Source organism: Flavobacterium sp. ACN6 (assembly GCF_002304005.1).
GTDB lineage: Bacteria > Bacteroidota > Bacteroidia > Flavobacteriales > Flavobacteriaceae > Flavobacterium.
This window is the reverse complement of sequence record NZ_MRCQ01000009.1, coordinates 203,201-228,059: the sequence shown is the minus strand read 5'-3', so window position 1 is coordinate 228,059 and position 24,859 is coordinate 203,201. Positions and strand designations below refer to the sequence as shown.

Below are 24,859 nucleotides of genomic sequence, written 5' to 3'. Positions count from 1 at the left end.
AACAGCCAATCTTTGTCGATCCACGAGTGTGATCCTTCGTTCCTCAGGATGACAAACTGGAAGTAAAAAAATTCCAAATTCCAATTATGGAGAGGGAAATTCCAATCCCGAAGCCTCGGGATAAATTCCAAATTCCAATTTGAATTCGGGGCGGAAATTGTCAGTCTGAGCGAAGTCGAAGACCTTTAATAATGCAAAAGTCCTTCGACTTCGCTCAGGATGACAACTGCACAAAAAAAATCCCAAACCCCAATCGTAAAATTGGAATTTGGAATTTATAATTTATCCCGAGGCTTCGGGATTGGAATTTTAAATTAACCTACAAGATTAATGATCTTTCCTGGAACGATTATCACTTTATTTGGAGTTCTTCCGTCTAATTGTTTTTGTGTTCTTTCGTCTTTCATTACGATTTCTTCGATTTGTTCTTTGGTTAAATCCAAAGGCAATTCGATTGTGAAACGCATTTTTCCGTTGAAAGAAACTGGATATTCTTTATTCGTTTCAATTAAATGATTGGCATCAAAAATTGGAAACGCCACTTCAGAAATTGAAGTTTTATGTCCTAACTGCGACCATAATTCTTCTGCAATATGCGGTGCATATGGCGAAACCAAAATAGCCAATGGCTCTAAGATCGCTCTTGAATGACAATTTTGAGATGACAATTCGTTCACACAAATCATAAACTGAGAAACCGAAGTATTGAAAGAGAAATTCTCAATATCGTCAGCCACTTTTTTAATCGTTTTGTGTAATGATTTTAAGTTGTCTTTTGTTGGTTCGTCGTTGTTTACAATTAAACCATTATCATCAAAATACAATCGCCAAAGTTTTTTCAAGAAACCAAAAACTCCTGATATACCAGCAGTATTCCAAGGTTTTGCCTGCTCTAACGGGCCTAAAAACATTTCGTATAAACGCAATGTATCAGCGCCGTATTCATTACAAATATCATCTGGCGTTACTACATTATAGTACGATTTCGACATTTTTTCGACTTCACGTCCTACAATGTATTTTCCGTTTTCATCTAAAATAAATTCAGCTGTATTAAAATCTTCTCTCCAGTTTTTGAATTTTTCTATATTTAATTCATCAGAAGAATTAACAAAATTAACATCAACACGAATTGGCTGTACATTTTGATCTCCAATTTTATTTTTAGACACAAAAGTATTTGTTCCTTCCAATCTGTAAACATAAGCCGTCGTTCCCAAAATCATTCCCTGATTGATCAGTTTTTTGAATGGTTCTTCGGTTGGAGCAAAACCTTTGTCTTTTAAGAATTTGTTCCAGAAACGAGAATACAATAAGTGTCCGGTTGCGTGTTCGCTTCCGCCAATATACAAATCAACGCTTTCCCAGTAAGCCAAAGCTTCTTTACTTGCAAATTCTTTTTCATTGTGTGCATCCATGTAACGCATCCAATACCAAGAACTTCCCGCCCATCCTGGCATAGTGTTCAATTCAAGAGGGAAAATTTCGAAATTATCTACTAAATCAGTATTAACAACTTCATTATTTTTAGTGTCCCAAGCCCAAATTGTTGCGTTTCCTAACGGAGGCAGACCATCTTCGGTTGGTAAATATTTCTCTACTTCAGGCAAAATAATTGGCAAATGTTCTGCACTGATCATTTTAGGCAATCCGTTTACATAATAAACTGGAAATGGCTCACCCCAATAACGCTGACGAGAGAAAACAGCATCACGCAAACGGTAATTTGTTTTTCCTGTTCCCTGACCGATTTCTTCTAATTTAGCAATTGCTTTTTTAGTCGCGTCTTTATAATTTAATCCGTTTAAGAAATCAGAATTAGCGATTTCTACGTTGTCTTTTGATCCGTAAGCAGCTTCAGAAATATCAACATTGGCGAAGATATTTTTAATTTCCTGCATACCCAGATTTCCTTTAAAGAAATTAGCAAAAGCGTAATCTCTTTCGTCGCCGCAAGGAACCGCCATTACAGCACCAGTCCCGTAACCTGCCAAAACGTAATCGCCAATCCAAACCGGAATGGCTTCTTTTGTAAAAGGATGTTCTGCATAAGCTCCAGTAAATACACCCGAAATAGTTTTTACATCGGCCATACGCTCACGTTCAGAACGTTTTGCTGTTTTTTCGATATATGCTTCAACTGCAGCTTTTTGTTCTGGAGTAGTAATTTTAGCTACCAAATCATGTTCTGGCGCCAAAGTCATAAAAGTTACTCCAAAGATTGTATCAGGACGAGTTGTGAATACTTCAATAAAGTCTAAAGTCGAATGTCCAGAGTCTGAAAGTGCAGCTTCACTTTCGACATTCGACTTTTGACTTTTGACTTGAAACTTAACCAAAGCCCCAACCGATTTCCCGATCCAGTTTCTTTGAGATTCTTTTATAGATTCACTCCAATCAATATCATTTAGACCTTGAAGCAAGCGTTCGGCATAAGCAGAAATTCGCATACTCCATTGTGTCATTTTTTTTCTTATAACAGGAAAACCTCCACGCTCCGAAACTCCGTTTACAATTTCATCATTTGCTAAAACAGTTCCTAAACCAGGACACCAGTTTACTTCAGTTTCTGCCAAATAGGTCATTCTGTATTGCAAAAGGATTCTTTCTTTTTGATCTTCAGAATAAGAATTCCATTCGTCAGCAGTAAAAATCGCAACGTTATCGTCGCAAACTGCTTCAACCAATGCATTACCGCTTTCTTCAAAAACAGTTATAAGCTCTGAAATATCAAATGCTTTTCCTTGTTTTTTACAATACCAAGAATTAAACAATTGAATAAAAATCCATTGTGTATGTTTGTAATAATCTGGATTTGAAGTTCGTACTTCACGGCTCCAATCAAATGAAAACCCAATTTTATCTAATTGTTTTCTGTATCCTGCAATTTGCTTTCCTTCTTTATCAACTCCTCCGTCAATATTAACCCGCGTTGTATCTTCTGGACGCTGTCCCGTCTGAATCGCATATTGCTCTGCCGGCAATCCGAAACTGTCGTAACCCATTGGATGTAAAACATTGAAACCTTGGTGTCTTTTGAAACGAGAATAAACATCTGAAGCTATATATCCCAGCGGATGACCCACGTGTAATCCTGCCCCTGACGGATAAGGAAACATATCAAGAACATAATGTTTAGGTTTATCAGAGTTGTTTTTTGCTGCAAAAGTTTGATTTTCTGCCCAATATTTTTGCCATTTGGCGTCAATTTCGTTTGGATTGTATTTCATTTTTTAAGGTTCAAAGTTGCAAAGTGACAAAGGTCCAAAGGTTTTACCACTTAATGAATTAAGGCGCAAATTTACATTTATTGTTTCTTGTTCCAAAGCTATTTCATTGACAAACAAATAAAATATCGAAATACCTATTCAAATTAAGTAAAAATACGTAATATTGAGTCTACTACTATACTAAAATTTATGAAAACTAAAAATTACATTTTAATTCTCCTTATTGCATTTTCATGTTCTATGTGTAATTCTTCTAAAAAAGAAAAAGAAGAAACTACTTCTCCGGAACAAATTTCAAAAACTGAAAAACACGAACACAAAACGCTTTCTGCAGCAGACAGTCTAAAATTGGCCAATCACCACATTGAAGTAAAAGGCGCTATTGAATTTCCGTTACAATTAACCGTTGATTCGTTAAAGAAAATGAAAGTTGCTGCAATTGATAATTTCAAAGTAATGGGGAAAAACGGTGCAGTCAAAAAAGAAATTAAAAATTGCAAAGGGGTGCTTTTGAAAGATATTTTAGAAAAAGCAAAAATCAAACAGGAAGATCATAAGGACAGAAATTTTTATATTGTTGCAAGAGCTTCAGACGGTTATAAGGCAACTTTCTCTTGGGCAGAACTTTTCAATAATCCGACAGGAGAAAATGCTTATATTCTTTTTGAAGAAAATGGCAAACCAATCAAAAACGGTGAAATGATTTTAATTTGTAAAAATGACATTGTAACTGGGCCAAGACACGTTTATTGGTTAAAAAGTATTGAAGTTTATAAGGTTCAGTAAACTTTTTAAGGTTCAAAGGCTTTATATGCTTAAATTTTTTTAACCGCTAAGACCGCTAAGTTTTCTCACTAAGCATTGCCTTTACAAAGCACAAAGTTCGCAAAGCTATCTATTTATAAAGCTTTGCGAACTTTGTGTTTTTTTTTATATAAAATCGTTACTTAAAAAATAACTTGGCGTACTTTGCGTTTAAATCAGTTTTTATATCACTTAATAAATAACTGTTCAAAAAAAATTGCACCCTTTGCGGTTAAACATATTTTTATTCAATATCAAATTGTACATTTATAGTATAAAAGTTCGTTAATAACTTTAAATAAAGAAATTCTTTATTATTTTTACCACATAATTTAAGCAGACTATGAGTTCTAACTTTGATAAATTTCAAAAGCGCAGGTTAATTTCCTCTTATTTTTCGGTTGTATTAAGTGTATTCTTGGTTTTATTCCTTTTGGGAGTACTGGGATTATTCATTATTAATTCTAAAAATCTAGCAGATGACTTTAAAGAAAAAATCGCAATGACGGTTTTCTTTAAAAACGAAGCTAATGATAGTATTATCAAAGCTTTTGATAGTGAATTAAAGCGAGCGCCTTTTGCACTTTCGCATGTATATGTGTCAAAAGAAAAAGCTGCAAAGGAGCATACTGATATTATCGGAGAAGATTTCTTAACATTTTTGGGAGAAAATCCTTTGCTGAATTCGTACGATATTCATTTAAAAGCAGATTATGTCGAAAGAGACAGCATTGTTAAAATCGAGAATCGCTTTCGCAAAAACGCTATGATTTCAGATATTGTTTACGACAAACAATTAGTAAATCTGGTAAATGACAACATCAGAAAAGTAAGTATGTGGATTTTAATAATCAGTGGTTTCTTAACTGTAATTGCTGTTTTATTAATTAATAGTTCACTTCGTTTATCAATACATTCTAATCGTTTTATCATTAAAACCATGCAGATGGTTGGAGCAACCAAAGCGTTTATTCGTAAACCATTTGTAATGCGAAGCGTAAAACTAGGAATGTTAGGAGCCGGGTTGGCAATCATTGCTTTAATTGCGCTGTTATTATATGTAGAAACTAATTTCCCTGGATTAGGAATTTTAGAAGATAAAGTATTAATCGCGTTGGTTTTAGCTGGTGTTTTCGGATTAGGCGTTTTAATTACCTGGGTAAGTACACACTTTGCAACACAACGTTTCTTGAATTTAAGAACTGACGATCTTTATTAATTTTAGATTGCTGATTTTAGATTTAAGATTTAAGATTTAAGAATGCCTTCGACTTCGCTCAGGCTGACATATAAAAAACACTTTGACTTTATTTAGGATAACAAAAGAAATATGAAAAACAACAGTAACGCAGAACAACAGCCAAAACAGGAATTCCTTTTTGATGGTATCAATTATAAAATTTTATTAATTGGTATTGCTGTAATTGCATTAGGATTTATTTTAATGTCTGGAGGAGGAAGTACAGATCCGAATGTTTTTAACGAAGATATTTTTAGCTTTAGACGTATCCGTTTAGCTCCGACAACTGTTTTAATTGGTTTCGGAATCACGATTTATTCTATTTTTAAAAAATCAAAATAATTAGATTTTCTTGATTTCAAATTGGAATACCCTTCTCCCGAAGCCTCGACTCGCTTAGGGTGACAAATCTGAAATCTGAGATTCTAAAATCTAAAATTCTCAATGAATACATTACAAGCTATCGTTCTTGCCATTATTGAAGGAATTACAGAATTCTTACCTGTTTCTTCAACTGGACACATGATTATTGCCTCTTCTTTTTTTGGAATCGCTCATGATGATTTCACTAAACTTTTTACCATTGTTATTCAGCTTGGCGCGATACTTTCGGTTGTAATTTTATATTTCAAACGTTTCTTTCAAACATTTGATTTCTACTTTAAACTTTTAGTTGCTTTTATTCCTGCAGTTGTTTTAGGATTGCTTTTAAGTGATTTTATCGACGGTTTATTAGAAAATCCTGTTACGGTTGCAATTTCGCTTTTAATTGGAGGAATTATTTTATTGAAAGTAGACGAATGGTTTAACAACCCAAATGCTGCCGAAACTTCACAAGAAATTACATATTTACAGGCTTTTAAAATTGGATTGTTTCAATGTTTGGCAATGATTCCTGGAGTTTCGCGAAGCGGCGCAAGTATTGTTGGAGGTATGTCGCAAAAATTATCAAGAACAACTGCTGCAGAATTTTCGTTTTTCCTTGCAGTTCCTACAATGTTAGGTGCAACAGCAAAAAAATGTTACGATTATTACAAAGCAGGATTTGAATTATCTCACGATCAAATCAATTTATTGGTTATTGGGAATATCGTTGCTTTTATTGTAGCACTTTTGGCCATTAAAACGTTCATCGGATTTTTAACTAAAAACGGATTTAAAGTTTTTGGTTATTACCGAATCATCGCTGGAATCATTTTATTATTGATTCACTTTTTCATTCACCCGCTTACCATTATATAATGACACCTGAAGAATATTTAGACGGACAAGTTTTATTGATTGACAAACCATTAAAATGGAGTTCGTTTCAAGCTGTCAATAAATTAAAATACCTTTTGATCAATAAAGTTGGGCTTCCAAAAAAGTTCAAAATTGGGCACGCAGGAACTTTAGATCCACTGGCAACGGGACTTTTATTAATCTGCACTGGAAAATTCACCAAAAGAATTTCTGAACTTCAAGGTCAGGCAAAAGAATATACGGGTACTTTTTATATCGGAGCCACTACTCCATCGTACGATTTAGAAACCGAGATCGACCAGACTTTTCCAACTGAACATATTGATGAAGCTTTGATTCACGAAACAGTAAAACAATTTTTAGGCGAAATTGATCAAAAACCACCTATTTTTTCGGCAATTAAAAAAGACGGTGTTCGTTTATACGAGCATGCGCGTGCTGGAGAAACTGTTGAAATTGCAAGCAGAAAAACTACTATTCACGAATTTGAAATTACTAGAATAGCTTTACCCGAAGTTGATTTTAGAGTGGTTTGCAGTAAAGGAACGTATATCCGTTCTCTGGCGTATGATTTCGGAAAAGCAATGAATTCTGGTTCTCACCTAACCGTTTTACGTCGTACCAAAATTGGCGATTATGATGTACAAAATGCAATCGACATTACTTTGTTTGAAGAGAGTTTGATGCTATAAAAAAAGCACATTACAATTTTTAAAATAGTAATGTGCCGGCTCCTAAATAGTACAATTATCTCATACGTATTTTTTTGAGTTAATAGTGAGGCACATTTTTTCCTCCAAATAAAAATTGAGAAAAGAAATCATAGAATCTTTCAAATAACTTTTTCATAATAGTGTATTTTTTAATGTTAGACAATAAATAGACACCAGTAAAAAGAGTAAATCAGAAAGTTATAATAGAAGTGGGATTATATTTACTAAGTTACAACTTTTGAAGTAAAATAAAAACACTTTAAGATAATTTTATCAACCAAAAGATTTGTTTATCAATAGATTAACTAAAATCATAGTCGATTGTACTTGATATTCTCCATAATTTCAAGCAATTCTTCCTGAACGGAGATTCCTTTATCGGCCAAATACCATAATTGTAAATCGGTTTTTATTTTTTCATTAATTGGCCCAACATCCCTTTTATGATTTGCCATTAATTCGGCTGCGCCTTTTGGTCTTGGCCCCCAATCTGCACGAACAATTCCAGCTTCTTTACAAATAACAATTACTTTCGGAATTGCTCTTCCGCCATTTGTCAAATATTGATTCATTAAATCGTCGTTTTGATCTCGAAGCGCAATGCGCAGATCCACTTTTTTATTCGAAGCCGAAGCCATTTTATCTAAAATTGGAAGAATCTGAGCCGCATCGCCGCACCAGCCTTCAGACAAAACCAGCCAAATATAATGATTGTCCAAATTTTGAAGTTTTTCGATAATAGATTCCGAAATTTTTATCGTCTTTTCCAGCCTGTTCATTCTGGCTTCATTTAATTTGGAATAATTCGTCAAACTCTCCGATTGTTCGTTTCCAGTTGATTTTCCTTCAGATAATAAATCGGTTACTAATTTTCGGTATTCAGCATAAGAATGAGTATTGAATAATGCTTTGGCTACGATGCTTTTCATATTTTCAATTTTTAGGATATATAAAAATACGAATTTTAGAAAGATGGTATAATGACTTTTGTCACATTTGAAATAAATAATATTAGTATATTGAAATTTGAAGAGAAAGGAAATAATTTAAAATTTAATAATTCCGTTCTTCTTCTTCATCATCTAATAAGTATTCAAAAAAATCTGAAAAATCATCCCAAATATCTGGCTTAGATATAAAATCTTGTTCCTCTAATTTGCTTATTTCAATAGAATCTAGCCATATAATTGAAGGTTTATTTTCAGTATCCATTACAAATACGCTCATATCATGTTCGGCTAATACAATAAATCTGTCTGGTATACCTACAGCTTTTCTAATTCTTAAAGTTTCCTCAATGAGATTAGTTGGATCGTCAAATAAAAAAGAATGCATCCAAATACTCCCGTTAAAGAAGTTTGAAATCTCACAAAAGTCAGATGGCAATTTTACATGGAGTTCCTCCTCAATCTTTTTTAAGTCTTCTTTAGAAATCCCATCATTATCATCAAATAATTTAATGTATCTATCTCGTAATTTGTTAATGTCTCTCATCTCTATCTTTTTATTCTTTAGTATCACTTAAATTAAAGCTAAATAAAATCTTACAAATTTAAAAAAATAACTTAATACGCGAACTTAAAATTATTTTGCAAACATTATTTTTAAAAATCAGAATATGTCTATATTTGCACAAATTAACGCGACACACACATGAAATATAAAAGAATTCTTCTAAAACTTAGCGGCGAAGCGCTAATGGGTGATTTACAATACGGTATAGACCCAAAAAGATTAGCCGAATATGCTGATGAAATTAAGCAGATTCACAGTAAAGGAGTAGAGATTGCAATTGTTATTGGAGGAGGAAATATATTTAGAGGAGTTGCTGGAGCAAGTTCTGGAATGGATAGAGTTCAAGGTGATTACATGGGAATGCTTGCAACTGTAATTAACGGAATGGCTTTACAAGGCGCTCTGGAAGACAAAGGAATGAAAACGCGTTTGCAGACTGCTTTAAAAATGGAATCTATTGCAGAACCATACATTAAAAGAAGAGCAGACCGCCACTTAGAAAAAGGAAGAATCGTAATTTTTGGAGCCGGAACTGGAAATCCATATTTTACAACTGATACTGCTGCCGTTTTAAGAGGAATCGAAATCAATGCCGATGTTATCTTAAAAGGAACTCGTGTTGACGGAGTTTATGATTGTGATCCTGAAAAAAATGCATCTGCAGTTAAATTTGATTTTATTTCGTTTGACGACGTAATCAAAAAAGGATTAAATGTAATGGACACCACTGCATTTACTTTAAGCCAGGAAAACAAATTGCCAATCGTAGTTTTTGATATGAACAAAATTGGAAACTTGTTGAAAATCTGCGAAGGCGAAAACATAGGAACTGTAGTAAATATATAGTCATCAGTAACAGTTTACAGTCACACAATTAAGACTTTAACTGAAAACTGAGAATGAAAACTGAAAACTAAAAAAAACAATGACGGAAGAAATAGACTTTATTTTAGAAAGTACTGAGGAATCAATGAATGGTACTATTGCACACTTAGAGAAAGAATTTCTTAATATTCGTGCAGGAAAAGCCTCTCCAGCTATGCTTGGAGGTGTTTTTGTAGATTATTACGGATCTGCAACGCCGCTTTCGCAAGTATCTAAAATCAGTGTTCCAGATGCTAGAACAATTACATTACAGCCATTTGAAAAAAATATGCTGCAAGCAATTGAAAAAGCAATCATGATTGCTAACATCGGTTTTAACCCGATGAATAATGGAGATGTGATTATTATCAGCGTACCGCCATTAACAGAAGAGCGTCGTCGTGATTTGGCTAAACAGGCAAAATCTGAGGCTGAAGATGCTAAAATTGGTATTCGTAATTCTCGTAAAGATGCTAATACTGATATCAAAAAATTAGAAAAAGAAGGAACTTCTGAAGATGTTTGTAAATCTGCTGAAGAAGAAGTTCAGAACTTAACAAACGCATTCATCAAAAAAATCGATGAATTATTAGTTCAAAAAGAAGCTGAAATCATGAAAGTGTAATCAGAGATTCGAGATAAAATAAAAAATCCGTTTGGTTAATAGTACCAGACGGATTTTTTTATTGTTATTTTTGCATACGAAAATTTAATTCTTTTCGTTTTTGAAACTATATCATTCTGTATGAAGCTATTTTGTTTTTTGACTTTGTTTTTTACGCTTACTATTCAAGCGCAATTTCAAATAAACGGAATCGTAACCGATTCAAACAACAGACCGCTGCCGTTTGCCACTATTACTACCTCAGAAAATAACAACGCTATCACAGATGTTGATGGCAAATTTATTTTCAAAATCAGCACATCGGCTACAACCTTGACGGTGTCGTATGTAGGTTTTCAAACTAAAACTATCGCATTAATCACTAATAAAACTTTTTATTCGGTTTCGCTTGCACAGCAGACAGATGATTTAAAAGAAGTTGTTGTTTCTAATGAAAACCCCGCTTTAACGATAATTAGAAAAGTTATTGCCAATAAATCATTAAATGATCCGCAGAAAAAGCTCAATAGTTTTGAATATAAAACGTACAACAAACTTATTGTAACTGCCAATCCCGACTCTATTGAAGGTCGAATTGATTCTTCTGCAGCTTATAAAAATCTGGATAAAAAAATCATCAATATTGATTCTTCTGATTATAAGTTTAAAGAGATTGTAAGCAAACAGCATTTATTCCAAACCGAGAAAGTTTCGCAGTATCAATTTGGAAATAACAAATTAAAAGAGACTGTTCTTGGTACCAAAATCGCAGGTTTCAAACAGCCTATTTATGAAGTCCTTGCTTTTAATCTTCAGTCGATTTCCATATATAATCCGAAATACGAATTGTTTGAAACGAAATACGAAAACCCAATTTCGAATCAGGCTCCGTCAAGTTATAATTATAAACTGTTAGATACGGTAAACATTAAAGGTCGTGATACGTATATGATTTATTTTAAAAATAAACTAAAACGAAAATCATCCGGCCTCGAGGGCGTATTGTATATTGACAAAGAAAATTTTGCTGTTGCCAAAGCAGTAATGCGAATAAAAGGTGTTTTGGATATCAGCGGGATTCACGAATTTGAATATATTCCGAAAGAAAAAATTTGGTTTCAAAGCAATACGACATTTAAAATTGTAAAAGGAAAAAACGATGATGACATTAGGATTCTAGGCGGCACCATTCAATTTGATGGAGATGTTGAAGATAATTTTGAACCAAGAAAAAAAGCTGCTTCTGATTTTACCTATTTACTTTCAGAAAGTAATAGTTTTGATATTCGTGTCAACACAAATAATCCAATAAAAAATCCTTCGCTTTATATCGAAATTAATGACGATGCGGCAAAAAAACCAGAAAACTTCTGGGAAGCTTATCGAAAGGAAAATCTTGATTTAAGAAGCCAAAAAACCTATTTATCACTAGACAGCCTTTCTGTGAGCAACAGAATTGAAAAGCGTTTAGGAATTGGCCGAAAAATAATTAATGGTTTCTATCCTCTGGGCCCTGTTGATTTGGATTTAAAGAAGATTATAAGTTTTAATAATTACGAAGGATTCCGCATCGGTTTAGGCGGTATTACAAATGACCGTTTATCTAAAAACTTCCGCCTTGAAAGTTATACCGCTTACGGAACAAAAGACGGTGTTTTTAAATACAGTCTTGGCGCCGGCGTTTTATTAGATAAATATACTAATACGTGGTTTAATGGTTATTATGCAGATGACGTGCGCGAAATTGCTAGTACGGTTTTCAGCGTAGACAAACGCGTGTTTAAGATTTATGATCCAAGGCCAATTAACATTAGTACTTTTTATGAATATTCAGGATGGAGAGGTAATATCCAGACCAAATTTATCCCAAAAACTGAGGCCGTTTTAGAATTTTCCCGAAATTATATTGAACCAAAATTTGATTATCTTTTTAATTTAAACGGAAATTTATATTCGAATTATGTCATGACGACGGCCATGCTTTCTATTGTATGGGCGCCTTTCAGCGAGTTTATGCAGACTCCAACTGGAAGAAATGAAAGCGATAAAAGATTTCCGAGATTTACTTTTCAATACACGCAGTCTTTACCAAATGTATTGGGCAACGATTTTACTTTTAGCAAAATAGATTTTAAAGCAGAATACGAAAAACAATATCTAAACCGTCAGAAGACCAGTTTACTTTTACAAGCGGGTTATGCAATTGGAGATGTTCCGATAACGCATTTGTATAATACTTCTCCAAATAATTTGACCAAAGAAACTATTATTCAGCGTATTACTTTTGCGGGAAGAAATGCTTTTGAAACCATGTATTTTAATGAGTTTTTCTCTAGTCAATATTTAATGTTTCAGATCAAACATGGATTTGACCGTATTAGAATTATGAAAAAAGTTCGTCCTTCGTTAGTTTTAGTAACGAGAATGGCATGGGGAAATATGGAAAATCCTGAACAGCACGTCGGACCTGCTTACAAAACACTCGATAAAGGTTTCTTTGAATCAGGAATTGAATTGAATAAAATCTACAAAGGTTTCGGCCTTGGCGGATTCTATCGTTATGGCCCTAACCAATTATTGAAATTTGAGGATAATATAGCGGTTAAGATTTCTTATGTACTTGACTTGGGATTGTAAATTAAATTGCAAACCTAATTAGATTAAAAATTCCAATCTTTTTAAATTCCAAATTCCAAAACTAATTAAGTTAAAATTTCAAACTCTAATTCCAAATTCCAATTACAACGTCATGTTTGTCAATCCTGAGAAACGAAGGATCACACGCGGGATTCTACAATGATTGATCTTTTTATTAAAAGGAACTTCTACTGTGATTTCTCTCCTGAAACCTCGGGATCGTAAAGACAAAATTGTGGTTACGATACTCAATTGGAAACAAAAAAAATGCGAATTCAGAACGAAAATCTTTGTCAAAGTTTTAAACTTTGACAAAGGTTACTCTATAATTGTCCGATTCTATCATTTTTCTATCTTATTTAAGCTAACGAAGTTCATCAAAACAATTACTATTGTAGTAGTTTATTATTCATATAACACTCTTTACTATTTGTAAGATGAAATTATTCCAAATAAAAGAAATTAATAATGTCAAAAATTAAACAAAATGGATTTAGAAAAAATTGAAGAAGTACTTTCTGAAAACCTTGGTGAAGGATATAGAATACTAAGAGAAAATGGAGATTTATCTCCTACGATTGAATGGGTTGATTGGGTTCAACAATCTGATGATGATGAAGATTATATAGTTGAAGTTAATTTTGAAGACGAAACAGAAGAAGTTTTTAAGAAAGGAATACTGTTAAAACAAATATGGCACGAAGACGTATAATTTTGTATAAACCGAAGATACTAGTGTCATCATCTTCGGGATAACAAATATTGGTGAAAAACCTTTGTCAAAGTTTAAAACTTTGACAAAGGTCAATCTAAAAGATCTTTAGGGGAGATACCGTGCTTATTTGCTAAATTGATATCTGATCCTTTTTCCAAAAGAAAATTGATTATCTCCGAATTTTTATTTGCAATTGCACGAAACAAAGCTGAATTACCAATATCATCAACAACATTTACATCAGCATTAAATGAAAGAAGTACTTTTACAGTATCAATTTTATTATTAATTACAGCTAAATGAAGTGCTGTTAAACCTTTATTATCTTTATTGTCTATTCCACAACCAAGAGTCAAAAGCTCTTTTACCATTTCTGTATCACCATCTACTATGGCTGACATCAAAAATGTGCGACCATCTCGATCAACACTATTTAATCCAAAATTTTTCTAAAAACTCTTTAATTTTCGAAAAATCCTTTTGAAGTAATAATTTGTAAAGCTGGGTGTCGTCAAATTTTTGCATATCACATAATTAAAAGAATAATCCTACAAATGTAAATATTTAATTTCAAATATTTTTTACTTTAAAATATTCCTTTTGATAGATCATATCTTACTTCAAAATGAAAAATTGTCTTTACTGCGAGAATTCACAAAGAAAATCTTTGTCAAAATTTTAAACTTTGAAAATAAGCTGTGCGCAGTTTAATCGTAAAAAAAAATCCCAAATCCCAATCATAAAAATTGGAATTTGGAATTTAAAAATATTGGAATTTAAAATTTTTTATGGTTTCAAAATCAAAACTGAAGGTGTATTGTTCAACCAGATACTTTGAGATTCAATTAATTTTTTCCAGCTGTCTAAACTTATAATCATTAAGTTTTGTCCGTCTAAAAATTCTTTTTTCAGTGTTCGATCATTCATAATCATGATATGGTTGGGTGCAATCTGCTCAATTGAACGAATCGTTTCCTGCATTTCGCGAGTATTTTTCACTTCTCCGCTGGCATCCAGAACCGTAATCTGAGAACCATTATTATTGATCAGCTTTTTAGCATATTCAATTAAAAAAGAATCTTCTTTACTAAAAATAGGAATAAATACCTGATTTACTTCTTCTAAATCTTTATCGATAAAAATACCAACCGGCATTCTCGTTTTGGCAATAATATGACGCGTTCTTTCATCGAAAGGATTATTTTCAAACAAACCTTCTTTTCCTGTAAATTTATCAATCAAACGATCTGGATTTACTATTCGGGTTGTAAAACCAAGAATTTTTCCAAGAAGCGTTCCGTCAAAAATGGATTGTCCTAAACCAACCAATAACAAATCATATTCTCCTTGATTGGCAGAATCGATAATATCAGTATCAATATCATTAGAAACTTTAAAAAGAGTCACGATATTTTGATTTAAACGGTTTGATTCTTCTATAACTGGAACAAGCATTTTACGTTCATAATCTTTAACATCAAATGAATGTATTTCTGTACTTAATGACAAATGCAATGCTGTTACAATCGAATTATCGGGCTGTTTTTTAACCAAGCTGTTTGCAATTTTCAAAAGCTTCTTCCCTCTTTCTGGAGTTGCAAACGAAAGCAGAATCTTGTATTTGCTTTTACTGCCAATTTCCTGCGGCACACTTGTTATTTTATCTTTAAAAATAAATCCTATAAAATCTAAAGCCGGACCAGTCATAAATGTTGTAACCAAAGCCATAATTACCATCATGGTAAAAATCTCTGTGGAAAGAACTCCAAGATCGTAACCAATATTTAGAACAACAAGTTCCATTAAACCACGCGTATTCATCAAAGCTCCAATAGCTAAACTGTCTTTCCAATTTTGCCCGACAAATTTTGCTGCCAATGCGCTTCCAAAGAATTTTCCAACAACGGCAACTGCAATAATCAAACCTGTAATTTTCCACAAATAAGGATCATTAAGCAATCCGATTTGTGTACGTAAACCTGTGAAGACAAAGAATAGAGGTAATAAAACGATAATAGAAACGTCCTCTACTTTTTCTATAAATATATTTCTGAATTTATTGTTTTCCGGCATAATTGCTCCCGCTAAGAAAGCTCCGAATAAAGCATGAATTCCGATTAACTCTGCAGCATACGCTGAGATTAAAAGTGTGATAAAAAAGATCGCAACAACCGGCTTATTTAAACTTTCTCTTGTCGAATTTAAATCTCCAACACGTTTTAGGAACGGACGAACGATTTTCAACATTATAATTACATATAAAATTGCCAGACCAATAACATATAAGGAACTTGTAAATGACCCCGCTTTCACAATCGCAATTACAACCGCCAGAATACACCAAGCTGTAATATCATCTGCAGCGGCACAAGTTATTGCAATTGTACCTAATCTCGTTTTCTGTAAGCCGCGTTCTTGAACAATTCTTGCCAAGACTGGAAATGCGGTAATACTCATGGCAATTCCCATAAACAAACCAAAAGAAGAAAACTCAACTCCAATTGGTGCAAAAGTATGATAGATAAAATAAGCTAAAGTTAATCCTAAAGCAAATGGAATAACGATACTGGCGTGGCTGATAACAACAGCGTCGTGCGCTTTGTTTTTTAGTACTTTTAAATCCAGTTCCATCCCAATAACAAACATGAAAAGGATTAAACCGATTTGGCTTAAAAATTGTAAATTTCCTAAAGATTCTTTTGGAAACAAAGCTGCCGAAAATTCTGGGAAATACATTCCGACCAAAGATGGTCCTAAAACAATTCCGGCAATCATTTCGCCAATTACAGATGGCTGCCCGATTTTTCTAAAAAACCATCCGAACAAACGTGCTACTAAAATAATAGTAACAATTTGAGCCAATAAAATTGCTAACGGATGCTGTAAATTGTCAACCATAGAATGAAGGAAATCATTCCAGTGGTTACTTTCGATTTTTTTCTTAACGATATTTCGCCCCACTTCAAGTGCTGCGCCTTTTGAAATTACCCAATATATCAGAGCGGTAAAACCTCCAATAATAGTTACGTAGAATAAAGAGTTTTTAATGTTATTCATAACTCGTTCTTTTAATTTATTGCGGCAAATATCAGAACTGAGGTTCAAGTGAAAAAGTAAATTTGGAGCTAATTTTCAATCTATGTAATAAGTCCGAAAAACTTTGTAATAAGTTATAATTTCACCTTTTTCAAAAAGTCCGAACGATAGGTTTCGCTTAGAATCAAAGTCGTATTTTTATTGTTTTCCTCAAGATGATGCAGCACAATTTCGTTATGATTAAAGAACTTTATCGCTTTTACGGCAACAATTTCTTTTTTGTTGATACGGCAGAAATCGGCTTCTGGAAGTTCGTTTAAAAGCGTATCAAATTTAACGTTTTTTAGATTCAAAAAACTTCCATCAGTAAGCAGGACTGTTTTATCACGGCTGTCACTTGGGGCAGTTTTTATCAACTCAATTTTATTAAAATATAACAATGTTTTTCCTTTGTCTGTATTGAGCTGTATAAATTTTTTAGCTGTATCTGTTTTCTCAAAGCGTTCAAAGGCTTTTGAAACCGCTTTTTGCAGGCGCTCCAGTTTTACAGGTTTTGTTATATAATCGACGGCATCAATATTAAATGCTTCTGCGGCATATTCTTTATAAGCCGTACAAAAAATAACCATTTTATCCTGAAGTTTTTCAGCAAGATGAAGCCCGTCAATTCCAGGCATTTCAATATCCGAAATCAACAAATCGAAATCCAGAATCGAAATATCATTCAAAAGTTTTTCTGGATTGTTATACGTTTTTACAATTTCCAGTTCCGGAATTTGTTCGCAGAGCATTTTTAGGTAGGTTAATCCTGGAAGTTCATCGTCCAGAAGCAAGCATTTCAGTTTTGTATTCAAGTAAATCAATTTTTAGATGAGCAATATAAACGTCGTTTTCTATAAACTTATCGAGTTTGAAGTTATTTTTATAAATGATTCTCAGACGATGTTCTAGAGTGGCGTGACCAAAACCGCTTCGCTCCTTTTTCAACACTTTTTTATCGGAGATTTTATTCGAAACCGTCATAAAAAACGCATTATCTTTAAACTCAAAAACAACCGAAATAAAAGCGTCGGCACTTTGAAGATCGGCGTGTTTAAAAGCATTTTCAATCAAATCAATCGAAATCAGCGGTGCCAGTAACGGCTGATCGTACAATTTGTCTTCTTTGTTAATATTGGTTTTGATTTTTAATTCAAAAAGCGGACTGATTTTAATTTTATTGATTTCGATTAAATTCAGCGCAAAATCAATTTCTTCCTTTGCCGTTACAAATTTCTTCTTGCTTTCATATAAAATATAATCCAGAACATTGGCCAATTTATCTAAGGCAAAATAAGTTTGATAAGCGTGCGACTGAATCGAATTTAAAATATTCTTAAACAAATGCGGATTTAGTTTAGATTCTAAGTTTTCCAACTGCAGATCATTGACCTTAACTTCAAGCGCATAAAAACTCCTTTCGGCATCATCTTTTGCTTTTTTTGCCTGTAGTAATTGATAAATCATAAAACAAATTATGATAACCAGCAATAAAAGAATTGCTAAAAAAATATACGTTATGGCGTTGTTATCCTGCATTTGCAATAGTTTTTGGTTTGGTGCGAATGAAACGGTTATTTTTCTTCATTATAAAATTACTGCAAATATGAGAAAAGCTGCTAACTAAACAGTCAAAAGAAAGAAATATATCACAAACCAAAAACTTTCAAATATTGTGTTAACATTAAGTAAAATACAGGCGATTGATTATGATTTCGAGCACTTTTCACTACATTTGCAACCATTTTTAAAGATTTTATGAAAAACGCGATTCAAGTTGGATTTTGGGAAAAATTAGCCCGAATCATACTTAAAAACAGAATAACTATTTTAATAATATTAGCAGTTTTAACTGTTTTCCTTGCTTTGCAGTGGAGAAACCTTTCTATGACTTATACTGAAGCAAACCTGCTTCCTAAAGATCATATTGCAAATAAAGAATATCAGAAATTCCTAGACAAATTTGGTGAAGAAGGAAACCTTGTCGTAATTGGTTTTAAAGATCCTAAATTCTTTACTCCAAAAAATTATGCGGCTTGGAATGAATTAATGACTGGCTTAAAAAAATCAAAGGAAGTCGATTTGGTTGTTTCCTTAAATGATTTGAAAAAACTGGAAAAAGATACAGTTAACGAAAAATTCGTTTTAACTCCGTTTATCGACCAAAAGAAAGCCTTTGATCCAGCTTATTTAAAAAATATTCAATACGATTTATTCCATAATCTGCCTTTTTACGAAGGGCTTTTATTCAATAAAGAAAGCGGAAGTGTTCGTTCTGCGGTTTATATCAATAAAAAACTGGTAAATACAGCTGAAAGAAAAACTTTTATACTTCAAAATTTAGTTCCGAAAATCGATAAATTCGAAAAAACAACCGGAATTGATTTGAAAGTTTCTGGAATGCCATACATCCGAACAATCAATGCGGATAACATGAAAGGCGAAATTGGATTGTTTATTGGAGCTTCATTATTTACGGTTTCTCTAATTTTCTTTTTCTTTTTCCGTTCGTTTAGAGCGACGTTTATTTCGATTTGTATTTTAATTGTCGGCGTAACTTGGTCTTTTGGAACACTTGGATTATTTGGTTATAAAATCACGATTTTAACGGCTATTATTCCACCGCTGATTATCGTAATCGGTATTACCAACTGTATTTTCCTGATCAATAAATATCAGCAGGAAATCAAATTGCACAATAATCAGGCAAAAGCTTTACAGCGTGTTATTTCTAAAATTGGATCTTCGACTTTAATGACCAATCTTACGGCTGCAATTGGTTTTGCAACCTTGATGATTACGGGTAACGAATTGCTTTTTGAATTCGGATTGGTAACTTCAATCAACGTGCTTTCTGTTTATACTTTGACGCTTTTTATTGTGCCGATTATTTACAGTTTCATGCCACTGCCAAAAGCAAAACATTTATACCATTTAGATAAAACTTATATTTCAACTCTATTAAATGTAGTTGCCAATATAATTAAGAGCAAAAAATCAATTGTTTACACGATTTACGCAATCCTTTTTATTATTAGTATCAATGGTGTAAGACAAATGAAAGTTTCGGGAAGTTTGATTGGCGAAATGCCAAAAAGTGCTTCTTTCTTTAAAGATATTTTATTTTACGAAAAAGAATTTAACGGAGTAATGCCGTTGGAAATCATGATTGACACCAAAAAGAAAAAAGGTGTTATGAAAGCGTCTACTATTCGTAAAATGGACGAATTGCAAAATACAATTCAAGAAATTCCTGAATTGGCAAAACCAGTTTCGATTGTGAACTTGGTTAAATATTCTAAACAGGCTTTCTACAACGGAAATCCAGAATATTACCAATTACCTACTTCGCAGGAACAGACTTTTATTTTGAGTTATGCTAAAAACGCGACCAAAAACAGCAAAGAAAATTTAATGAAAGCCTACGTTGATTCGACTGGACAATACGCTCGAATCACAACTTTCATGAAAGATATTGGAACTGATGAAATGGCAAAAGTAGAAGGAAAACTTCACAAAAAAATTGATGAAATTTTCCCGAAAGACCGTTTTGAAGTTACCGTTACCGGAAAAGCGTTAGTTTTCCAGAAAGGAACTACTTATTTGGCGCATAATTTAATTGAATCATTGCTTTTTGCGATTTTAACGATTGCGATTTTGATGTTGTACTTATTCCGTTCCTTTAAAATGGTAGCAGCTTCTTTGATTACGAATATTTTACCGCTTTGTATTACTTCGGGATTAATGGGCTATTTTGGAATTCCGTTAAAACCTTCTACGATTTTGGTATTTAGTATCGCTTTCGGAATCTCGGTTGATAATGCGATTCAGTTTATGGCAAAATACAAACATGACCTGATTCAAAACCGCGGAAAAGTCAAAAAATCGGTTTTCAGTGCTTTAAGAGAAACTGGAGTCAGTACTTTTTATACTTCTATTGTTTTGATTTTAGGTTTTGCAACTTTTACATTATCAAGTTTCAGCGGTACAATCGCATTGGGAGGATTAATTTCTTGTACTTTGGTCTTTGCAATGTTTGCTAATTTGGTTGTGCTGCCTTCGCTGGTTTTGACTTTTGAGAAAAAGAAAACTAAAAAAGAGGAACTGGAGAATTTGGAGAAATAAAGGTTTTTATTTGACACGAATTGGCGCGAATTAAAAAGCAATGAAAAAAATCGAAATTTATTCAAGTAAGAAAAATACGTTTTTATTATTAATTGGCTCTCTTCTATTTATCATTGGAGGAATTTGGATGTTTAAGGATGCTGAAAATTTAGCAAGCTATAGAGGAAGTCCAATTTTCTTAAAAGGGATTGGAATTATTTCCGTTTTATTTTTCGGTTTAGGAGCGTATCTTTCAATTAAGCAATTAGTAAAAAACAAACTTTTTCTAATTATTGATAAAAATGGAATTAATGTTAATCCGAAAAAGAATTCAACAGAATTTATAAATTGGAAAAATATTGAAGGATTTTTTGAACTAAAAATTCAAAGTCAAAAAATGGTGCTTATTAAAGTTAACAATCCTGATTATTGGATTGAAATTGAAACTAATCAAATAAGAAAAAAACTAATACAATTTAATTTAAATAATTACGGTTCACCTTTTTGTCTTTCAGCAGTTTCAATGCAAATAAATCATGCCGAACTTATGAAAGTATTAAATGAGAGTCTTAAGAAATACAAAAATTAGCATAAGGAATAAAACCATTTTGTCATTTCGACGAAGGAGAAATCTCCGCAACATATTCCGCAAAGCTAGGAAATACTAGACGGAGCTACTTGCTGAGATTTCTCCTTCGTCGAAATGACAAAAATGAGAGAAATACTAAATCTCAATAAAATTATTTCTTTTGAAACCGAGTGCCCTAGCCCCGATCGAAGCGGCATCCTTTCTATTTTTTCTTTAAAAATAGAAAGATACAGCGAAGAGCGGGAAACAGCTTCAAAAATTAATTATTATCGTTTATATTTGCAATTCGATATAAAAACACTGGTTTTATTTTAATGTAAAATCAGCAATCTATAAATCTAAAATTAAAATGAGACACACAAAGGTTAAAGACTTATTAAACAGTACGACGACGCTACAGGAAGTGAATGCAAAAGGATGGGTGAGAACTTTTAGAAATAATCAGTTCATCGCGCTAAATGACGGTTCTACCATTAATAATATACAATGTGTTGTTGATTTTGAAAATACACCTGAAGAAACTTTAAAAAGAATCACGACTGGAGCTGCGGTTTCTGTAATTGGAACTTTGGTGGAAAGTAAAGGTGCGGGTCAGAAATATGAAATTCAGGTAAACAAACTTGAAATTCTTGGAGATTCTGATGCGGAGAAATTTCCAATGCAGCCGAAAAAACACTCTTTGGAGTTTTTACGTGAAAATGCACATTTACGTGTACGTACAAATGCTTTTGGGGCAATTATGCGTGTGCGTTCGGTATTATCGTATGCAGTTCACAGCTATTTTCAACAAAAAGGGTTTGTGTATGTAAACACGCCAATTATTACGGGAGCTGATGCTGAAGGTGCCGGAGAAATGTTTCAGGTAACTTCTTTACCATTGGATAATCTTCCAAAAAATGAAGAAGGAAACATTGATTTCAAAAAAGATTTCTTTGGAAAACATACGAACTTAACGGTTTCTGGACAATTAGAAGGTGAAACTTTTGCTATGGCTTTGGGACAGATTTATACTTTTGGACCAACTTTTAGAGCAGAGAATTCAAACACTTCTCGTCACCTTGCTGAGTTTTGGATGATTGAGCCAGAAGTTGCTTTCAACGACCTTGACGACAACATGGATTTGGCTGAAGATTTTATTCAGTACGTAATTAAATATGCTTTAGATAATTGTGGAGATGATTTGAAATTCTTGGAAGGAAGACTTTTAGAAGAAGAAAAATCAAAACCTCAGGCGGAAAGAAGCGAAATGGCTTTGTTGGATAAATTAAACTTCGTTTTGGAGAACAACTTCAAACGTGTTTCTTATACGGAAGCAATTGACATTTTGAGAGATTCAACTCCAAATAAGAAAAAGAAATTCCAATACCTTATTACAGAATGGGGAGCAGATTTACAATCTGAACACGAACGTTACTTGGTTGAAAAACACTTTAAATGTCCGGTAATTTTATACGATTACCCAGCAAACATTAAAGCGTTTTACATGCGTTTGAACGACAACACAGAACCAGGAAGAGAAACAGTTCGCGCAATGGATATCCTTTTCCCTGGAATTGGAGAAATCGTTGGAGGTTCTGAAAGAGAAGAGCGTTACGACGTTTTGGTGGAGAAAATGAAAGCTTTAAATATCGACGAAGAAGAATTATACTGGTATTTGGACACCAGAAGATTTGGTTCTGCAACTCATGCAGGTTTCGGTTTAGGATTTGAGCGTTTGGTATTGTTTGTAACAGGTATGACAAACATTAGAGACGTAATTCCTTTCCCAAGAACTCCTGGAAGTGCGGAATTCTAAAATAGTTTAATCGGTTAATCGTTCATTCGGTTAACCGATTTTCACGAAGAAACGAATTGACGATTAAACAAATAAACGATTAAACATTATAAATGCTAAAGCAATTTTTAAATTTAAAATTATCACAAAAATTATCTCCGCAGCAAATTCAGCTGATGAAGTTAATTCAATTGCCTACGCAAGCTTTTGAGCAACGTTTATTAGAAGAAATGAACGAAAATCCGGCTCTTGAGGCTGGAAAAGAAGACGAATACGAAGCCGATGAATTCGCCAATGAAGACTACGACGATTATGATGATGCAGAATCTGACAGAATCGAAGCAGATGACATTAATATCGACGAATACCTAAGCGACGACGATACACCTGATTATAAAACTCAGGTGAATAATTACAGTGAAGACGAAGAACGTGAAACGCCTTTTGCTTCGCCAATTAGTTTTCATCAGGATTTAATCAATCAGTTGAATACTTTTATTTTAAACGATGAAGAACGCGAAATCGCTGAATTCCTTGTTGGAAGTATTGACGACATGGGTTATATCCGCAGAAGCGTTCCGGATATTGTAGATGACATGGCTTTTACTCAGGGAATTTATACCGATGAGAAAATGGTCGAGAAAATGCTTCAGGTGATTCACGAACTAGAACCTTCGGGAGTTGGAGCGCGTGACTTGCAGGAATGTTTGCTATTGCAGTTAAAGCATAAAACGCCAACAGAATATGTTGATCTGGCGATTGATATTATCGAAAATCAGTTTGACGCTTTTACGAAAAAACATTACGATAAATTATTACAGAAATACAGTGTTTCTAACGAACAGCTTAAAAAAGCGATTCACGAAATTGAAAGATTAAACCCAAAACCGGGCGGTTCTTTTACAGGAAACAATAAAGTAACGGAAAATGTGGTTCCCGATTTTGCAATCAGAATTGTTGACGGAGAATTGGAATTGACTCTAAACGGACGAAATGCTCCTCCCCTGCACGTTTCTAAAGATTATCAGGAAATGATGCAGACGTATAAAGATTCTCGTGATAAGTCATCAGCGCAGAAGGATGCGGTTCAGTTTATCAAACAAAAACTGGATTCAGCCAAATGGTTTATCGATGCGATTAGACAACGTCAGGAAACGCTTTTTGTAACCATGAATGCGATTATGCATTATCAGGAAGAATTTTTCTTAGACGGTGACGAAACCAAATTAAAACCAATGATCTTAAAAGACATTGCGGACATGGTTGGTTTGGATATTTCGACGATTTCGCGTGTTGCCAACAGTAAATATGTTGAAACACCATACGGAACGAAACTGATTAAAGAATTTTTCTCTGAAGCCATGAAAAATGATCAGGGCGAAGATGTTTCGACTTTAGAAATCAAAAAGATTCTTAAGAATACAATTGAAGAAGAAGATAAAAAGAAACCGCTTCCAGACGATCAATTGGCTGAAATCCTGAAGGAAAAAGGATATCCAATTGCAAGAAGAACTATTGCTAAATATCGTGAACAATTGGATATTCCAGTTGCTAGAATGAGAAAGAAAATTTAGGTTTTCTCTGCCTTTATATCAAAATACCAAACCTAACAGGTTTTAAAACCTGTTAGGTTTTTTCATTAAAGAAGTTAAGTTATTTCAAGATATGATTCATTCCTACGGAATGTCTCATTGGTAGAAAATATTTGATGTATAGTTAAATATTGGTTCCGTAGGAACGTTTGATTAATCGA

At 33.3% G+C, this 24,859-nt stretch carries 20 protein-coding genes and 1 pseudogene; 14 read left to right on the top strand and 7 right to left on the bottom strand.

Annotation, left to right across the window (positions count from 1 at the left end; genetic code table 11):
• Positions 1 to 314 precede the first annotated feature (314 nt).
• On the bottom strand, positions 315 to 3,230 hold the full coding sequence (gene leuS / locus BSF42_RS15505) for a leucine--tRNA ligase (protein ID WP_095953994.1): 2,916 nt from the start codon (positions 3,228 to 3,230) through the stop codon (positions 315 to 317).
• 189 nt (positions 3,231 to 3,419) lie between these two features.
• On the opposite strand from leuS, the gene BSF42_RS15500 reads away from it, so the two are divergent.
• The 5 genes from BSF42_RS15500 to truB all read left to right on the top strand — a co-directional run bounded on the left by BSF42_RS15500 (position 3,420) and on the right by truB (position 7,208).
• The gene (locus BSF42_RS15500) at positions 3,420 to 4,016 is read left to right on the top strand and encodes a molybdopterin-dependent oxidoreductase (RefSeq protein WP_095953993.1); all 597 of its coding nucleotides are present in this window, start codon (positions 3,420 to 3,422) and stop codon (positions 4,014 to 4,016) included.
• Between the two features lie 361 nt (positions 4,017 to 4,377).
• On the top strand, positions 4,378 to 5,253 hold the full coding sequence (locus BSF42_RS15495) for an ABC transporter permease (RefSeq protein ID WP_095953992.1): 876 nt from the start codon (positions 4,378 to 4,380) through the stop codon (positions 5,251 to 5,253).
• Positions 5,254 to 5,364: 111 nt separating this feature from the next.
• The gene (locus tag BSF42_RS15490) at positions 5,365 to 5,616 is read left to right on the top strand and encodes a DUF3098 domain-containing protein (protein WP_095953991.1); all 252 of its coding nucleotides are present in this window, start codon (positions 5,365 to 5,367) and stop codon (positions 5,614 to 5,616) included.
• Between the two features lie 102 nt (positions 5,617 to 5,718).
• On the top strand, positions 5,719 to 6,516 hold the full coding sequence (locus BSF42_RS15485) for an undecaprenyl-diphosphate phosphatase (RefSeq protein WP_095953990.1): 798 nt from the start codon (positions 5,719 to 5,721) through the stop codon (positions 6,514 to 6,516).
• Positions 6,516 to 7,208 (top strand): tRNA pseudouridine(55) synthase TruB, encoded by a 693-nt coding sequence (gene truB / locus BSF42_RS15480; protein WP_095953989.1) that lies wholly within the window; start codon positions 6,516 to 6,518, stop codon positions 7,206 to 7,208. Before BSF42_RS15485 ends, truB begins: the two co-directional genes overlap by 1 nt.
• Positions 7,209 to 7,540: 332 nt before the next feature.
• Here truB and BSF42_RS15475 read toward each other — a convergent pair whose 3' ends face one another.
• Together BSF42_RS15475 and BSF42_RS15470 are read right to left on the bottom strand one after the other, a co-directional pair.
• Complete coding sequence (locus tag BSF42_RS15475) at positions 7,541 to 8,158, bottom strand: thioredoxin family protein (protein ID WP_095953988.1); 618 nt, start codon at positions 8,156 to 8,158, stop codon at positions 7,541 to 7,543.
• Between the two features lie 124 nt (positions 8,159 to 8,282).
• Positions 8,283 to 8,723, bottom strand: coding sequence for an SMI1/KNR4 family protein (locus BSF42_RS15470; RefSeq protein ID WP_095954001.1), 441 nt, complete (start codon positions 8,721 to 8,723; stop codon positions 8,283 to 8,285).
• Positions 8,724 to 8,882: 159 nt separating this feature from the next.
• Between BSF42_RS15470 and pyrH the strand changes: the two genes are divergently transcribed.
• The 4 genes from pyrH to BSF42_RS15450 all read left to right on the top strand — a co-directional run bounded on the left by pyrH (position 8,883) and on the right by BSF42_RS15450 (position 13,561).
• Positions 8,883 to 9,590, top strand: a complete 708-nt coding sequence (gene pyrH, locus BSF42_RS15465) for a UMP kinase (RefSeq protein ID WP_095953987.1) — start codon at positions 8,883 to 8,885, stop codon at positions 9,588 to 9,590.
• A gap of 79 nt (positions 9,591 to 9,669) precedes the next feature.
• Positions 9,670 to 10,233, top strand: a complete 564-nt coding sequence (gene frr, locus BSF42_RS15460; protein ID WP_095953986.1) for a ribosome recycling factor — start codon at positions 9,670 to 9,672, stop codon at positions 10,231 to 10,233.
• 120 nt (positions 10,234 to 10,353) lie between these two features.
• A complete protein-coding gene (locus tag BSF42_RS15455; RefSeq protein WP_095953985.1) occupies positions 10,354 to 12,849 on the top strand; it encodes a DUF5686 family protein in 2,496 nt (831 codons plus the stop codon).
• A gap of 487 nt (positions 12,850 to 13,336) precedes the next feature.
• Positions 13,337 to 13,561 carry a hypothetical protein gene (locus BSF42_RS15450; protein ID WP_095953984.1) on the top strand — a complete coding sequence of 75 codons (225 nt, stop codon included), beginning with the start codon at positions 13,337 to 13,339 and terminating at the stop codon, positions 13,559 to 13,561.
• A gap of 92 nt (positions 13,562 to 13,653) precedes the next feature.
• Here the strand turns inward: BSF42_RS15450 and BSF42_RS15445 are convergent.
• From BSF42_RS15445 to BSF42_RS15430, 4 genes and pseudogenes are all read right to left on the bottom strand, one after another.
• A pseudogene (locus tag BSF42_RS15445) lies at positions 13,654 to 13,989 on the bottom strand (ankyrin repeat domain-containing protein); the annotation flags it as partial.
• Positions 13,990 to 14,350: 361 nt separating this feature from the next.
• Positions 14,351 to 16,621 (bottom strand): cation:proton antiporter, encoded by a 2,271-nt coding sequence (locus BSF42_RS15440; protein ID WP_095953982.1) that lies wholly within the window; start codon positions 16,619 to 16,621, stop codon positions 14,351 to 14,353.
• A 113-nt stretch (positions 16,622 to 16,734) separates the two neighbouring features.
• On the bottom strand, positions 16,735 to 17,454 hold the full coding sequence (locus BSF42_RS15435; protein WP_095953981.1) for a LytTR family DNA-binding domain-containing protein: 720 nt from the start codon (positions 17,452 to 17,454) through the stop codon (positions 16,735 to 16,737).
• Complete coding sequence (locus BSF42_RS15430) at positions 17,417 to 18,178, bottom strand: sensor histidine kinase (RefSeq protein ID WP_095953980.1); 762 nt, start codon at positions 18,176 to 18,178, stop codon at positions 17,417 to 17,419. Before BSF42_RS15430 ends, BSF42_RS15435 begins: the two co-directional genes overlap by 38 nt.
• Before the next feature lie 219 nt (positions 18,179 to 18,397).
• Here BSF42_RS15430 and BSF42_RS15425 point away from each other — a divergent pair, with 219 nt between their 5' ends.
• The 5 genes from BSF42_RS15425 (at position 18,398) to rpoN (ending at position 24,680) form a co-directional block, all read left to right on the top strand.
• Positions 18,398 to 20,764 carry an RND family transporter gene (locus BSF42_RS15425; protein WP_095953979.1) on the top strand — a complete coding sequence of 789 codons (2,367 nt, stop codon included), beginning with the start codon at positions 18,398 to 18,400 and terminating at the stop codon, positions 20,762 to 20,764.
• Positions 20,765 to 20,804: 40 nt separating this feature from the next.
• Positions 20,805 to 21,332, top strand: coding sequence for an STM3941 family protein (locus BSF42_RS15420; protein ID WP_095953978.1), 528 nt, complete (start codon positions 20,805 to 20,807; stop codon positions 21,330 to 21,332).
• Positions 21,333 to 21,455: 123 nt separating this feature from the next.
• Positions 21,456 to 21,647 carry a hypothetical protein gene (locus BSF42_RS15415; RefSeq protein WP_141248466.1) on the top strand — a complete coding sequence of 64 codons (192 nt, stop codon included), beginning with the start codon at positions 21,456 to 21,458 and terminating at the stop codon, positions 21,645 to 21,647.
• Between the two features lie 34 nt (positions 21,648 to 21,681).
• Positions 21,682 to 23,127, top strand: a complete 1,446-nt coding sequence (asnS, locus tag BSF42_RS15410; protein ID WP_095953976.1) for an asparagine--tRNA ligase — start codon at positions 21,682 to 21,684, stop codon at positions 23,125 to 23,127.
• Positions 23,128 to 23,219: 92 nt separating this feature from the next.
• A complete protein-coding gene (rpoN, locus tag BSF42_RS15405) occupies positions 23,220 to 24,680 on the top strand; it encodes an RNA polymerase factor sigma-54 (protein WP_095953975.1) in 1,461 nt (486 codons plus the stop codon).
• Positions 24,681 to 24,859 lie beyond the last annotated feature (179 nt).

What these genes read in the sequence shown, in the direction of transcription:
- BSF42_RS15450 (WP_095953984.1), top strand. Translation starts at nt 13,337, where the DNA reads ATGGATTTAGAAAAAATTGAAGAAGTACTTTCTGAAAACCTTGGTGAA.
- frr (WP_095953986.1), top strand. Translation starts at nt 9,670, where the DNA reads ATGACGGAAGAAATAGACTTTATTTTAGAAAGTACTGAGGAATCAATG.
- BSF42_RS15455 (WP_095953985.1), top strand. Translation starts at nt 10,354, where the DNA reads ATGAAGCTATTTTGTTTTTTGACTTTGTTTTTTACGCTTACTATTCAA.
- rpoN (WP_095953975.1), top strand. Translation starts at nt 23,220, where the DNA reads ATGCTAAAGCAATTTTTAAATTTAAAATTATCACAAAAATTATCTCCG.
- BSF42_RS15470 (WP_095954001.1), bottom strand. Translation starts at nt 8,723, where the DNA reads ATGAGAGACATTAACAAATTACGAGATAGATACATTAAATTATTTGAT.
- asnS (WP_095953976.1), top strand. Translation starts at nt 21,682, where the DNA reads ATGAGACACACAAAGGTTAAAGACTTATTAAACAGTACGACGACGCTA.
- truB (WP_095953989.1), top strand. Translation starts at nt 6,516, where the DNA reads ATGACACCTGAAGAATATTTAGACGGACAAGTTTTATTGATTGACAAA.
- BSF42_RS15440 (WP_095953982.1), bottom strand. Translation starts at nt 16,621, where the DNA reads ATGAATAACATTAAAAACTCTTTATTCTACGTAACTATTATTGGAGGT.
- BSF42_RS15415 (WP_141248466.1), top strand. Translation starts at nt 21,456, where the DNA reads ATGAGAGAAATACTAAATCTCAATAAAATTATTTCTTTTGAAACCGAG.
- BSF42_RS15490 (WP_095953991.1), top strand. Translation starts at nt 5,365, where the DNA reads ATGAAAAACAACAGTAACGCAGAACAACAGCCAAAACAGGAATTCCTT.
- BSF42_RS15500 (WP_095953993.1), top strand. Translation starts at nt 3,420, where the DNA reads ATGAAAACTAAAAATTACATTTTAATTCTCCTTATTGCATTTTCATGT.
- BSF42_RS15475 (WP_095953988.1), bottom strand. Translation starts at nt 8,158, where the DNA reads ATGAAAAGCATCGTAGCCAAAGCATTATTCAATACTCATTCTTATGCT.
- BSF42_RS15430 (WP_095953980.1), bottom strand. Translation starts at nt 18,178, where the DNA reads ATGCAGGATAACAACGCCATAACGTATATTTTTTTAGCAATTCTTTTA.
- BSF42_RS15425 (WP_095953979.1), top strand. Translation starts at nt 18,398, where the DNA reads ATGAAAAACGCGATTCAAGTTGGATTTTGGGAAAAATTAGCCCGAATC.
- pyrH (WP_095953987.1), top strand. Translation starts at nt 8,883, where the DNA reads ATGAAATATAAAAGAATTCTTCTAAAACTTAGCGGCGAAGCGCTAATG.
- leuS (WP_095953994.1), bottom strand. Translation starts at nt 3,230, where the DNA reads ATGAAATACAATCCAAACGAAATTGACGCCAAATGGCAAAAATATTGG.
- BSF42_RS15420 (WP_095953978.1), top strand. Translation starts at nt 20,805, where the DNA reads ATGAAAAAAATCGAAATTTATTCAAGTAAGAAAAATACGTTTTTATTA.
- BSF42_RS15495 (WP_095953992.1), top strand. Translation starts at nt 4,378, where the DNA reads ATGAGTTCTAACTTTGATAAATTTCAAAAGCGCAGGTTAATTTCCTCT.
- BSF42_RS15485 (WP_095953990.1), top strand. Translation starts at nt 5,719, where the DNA reads ATGAATACATTACAAGCTATCGTTCTTGCCATTATTGAAGGAATTACA.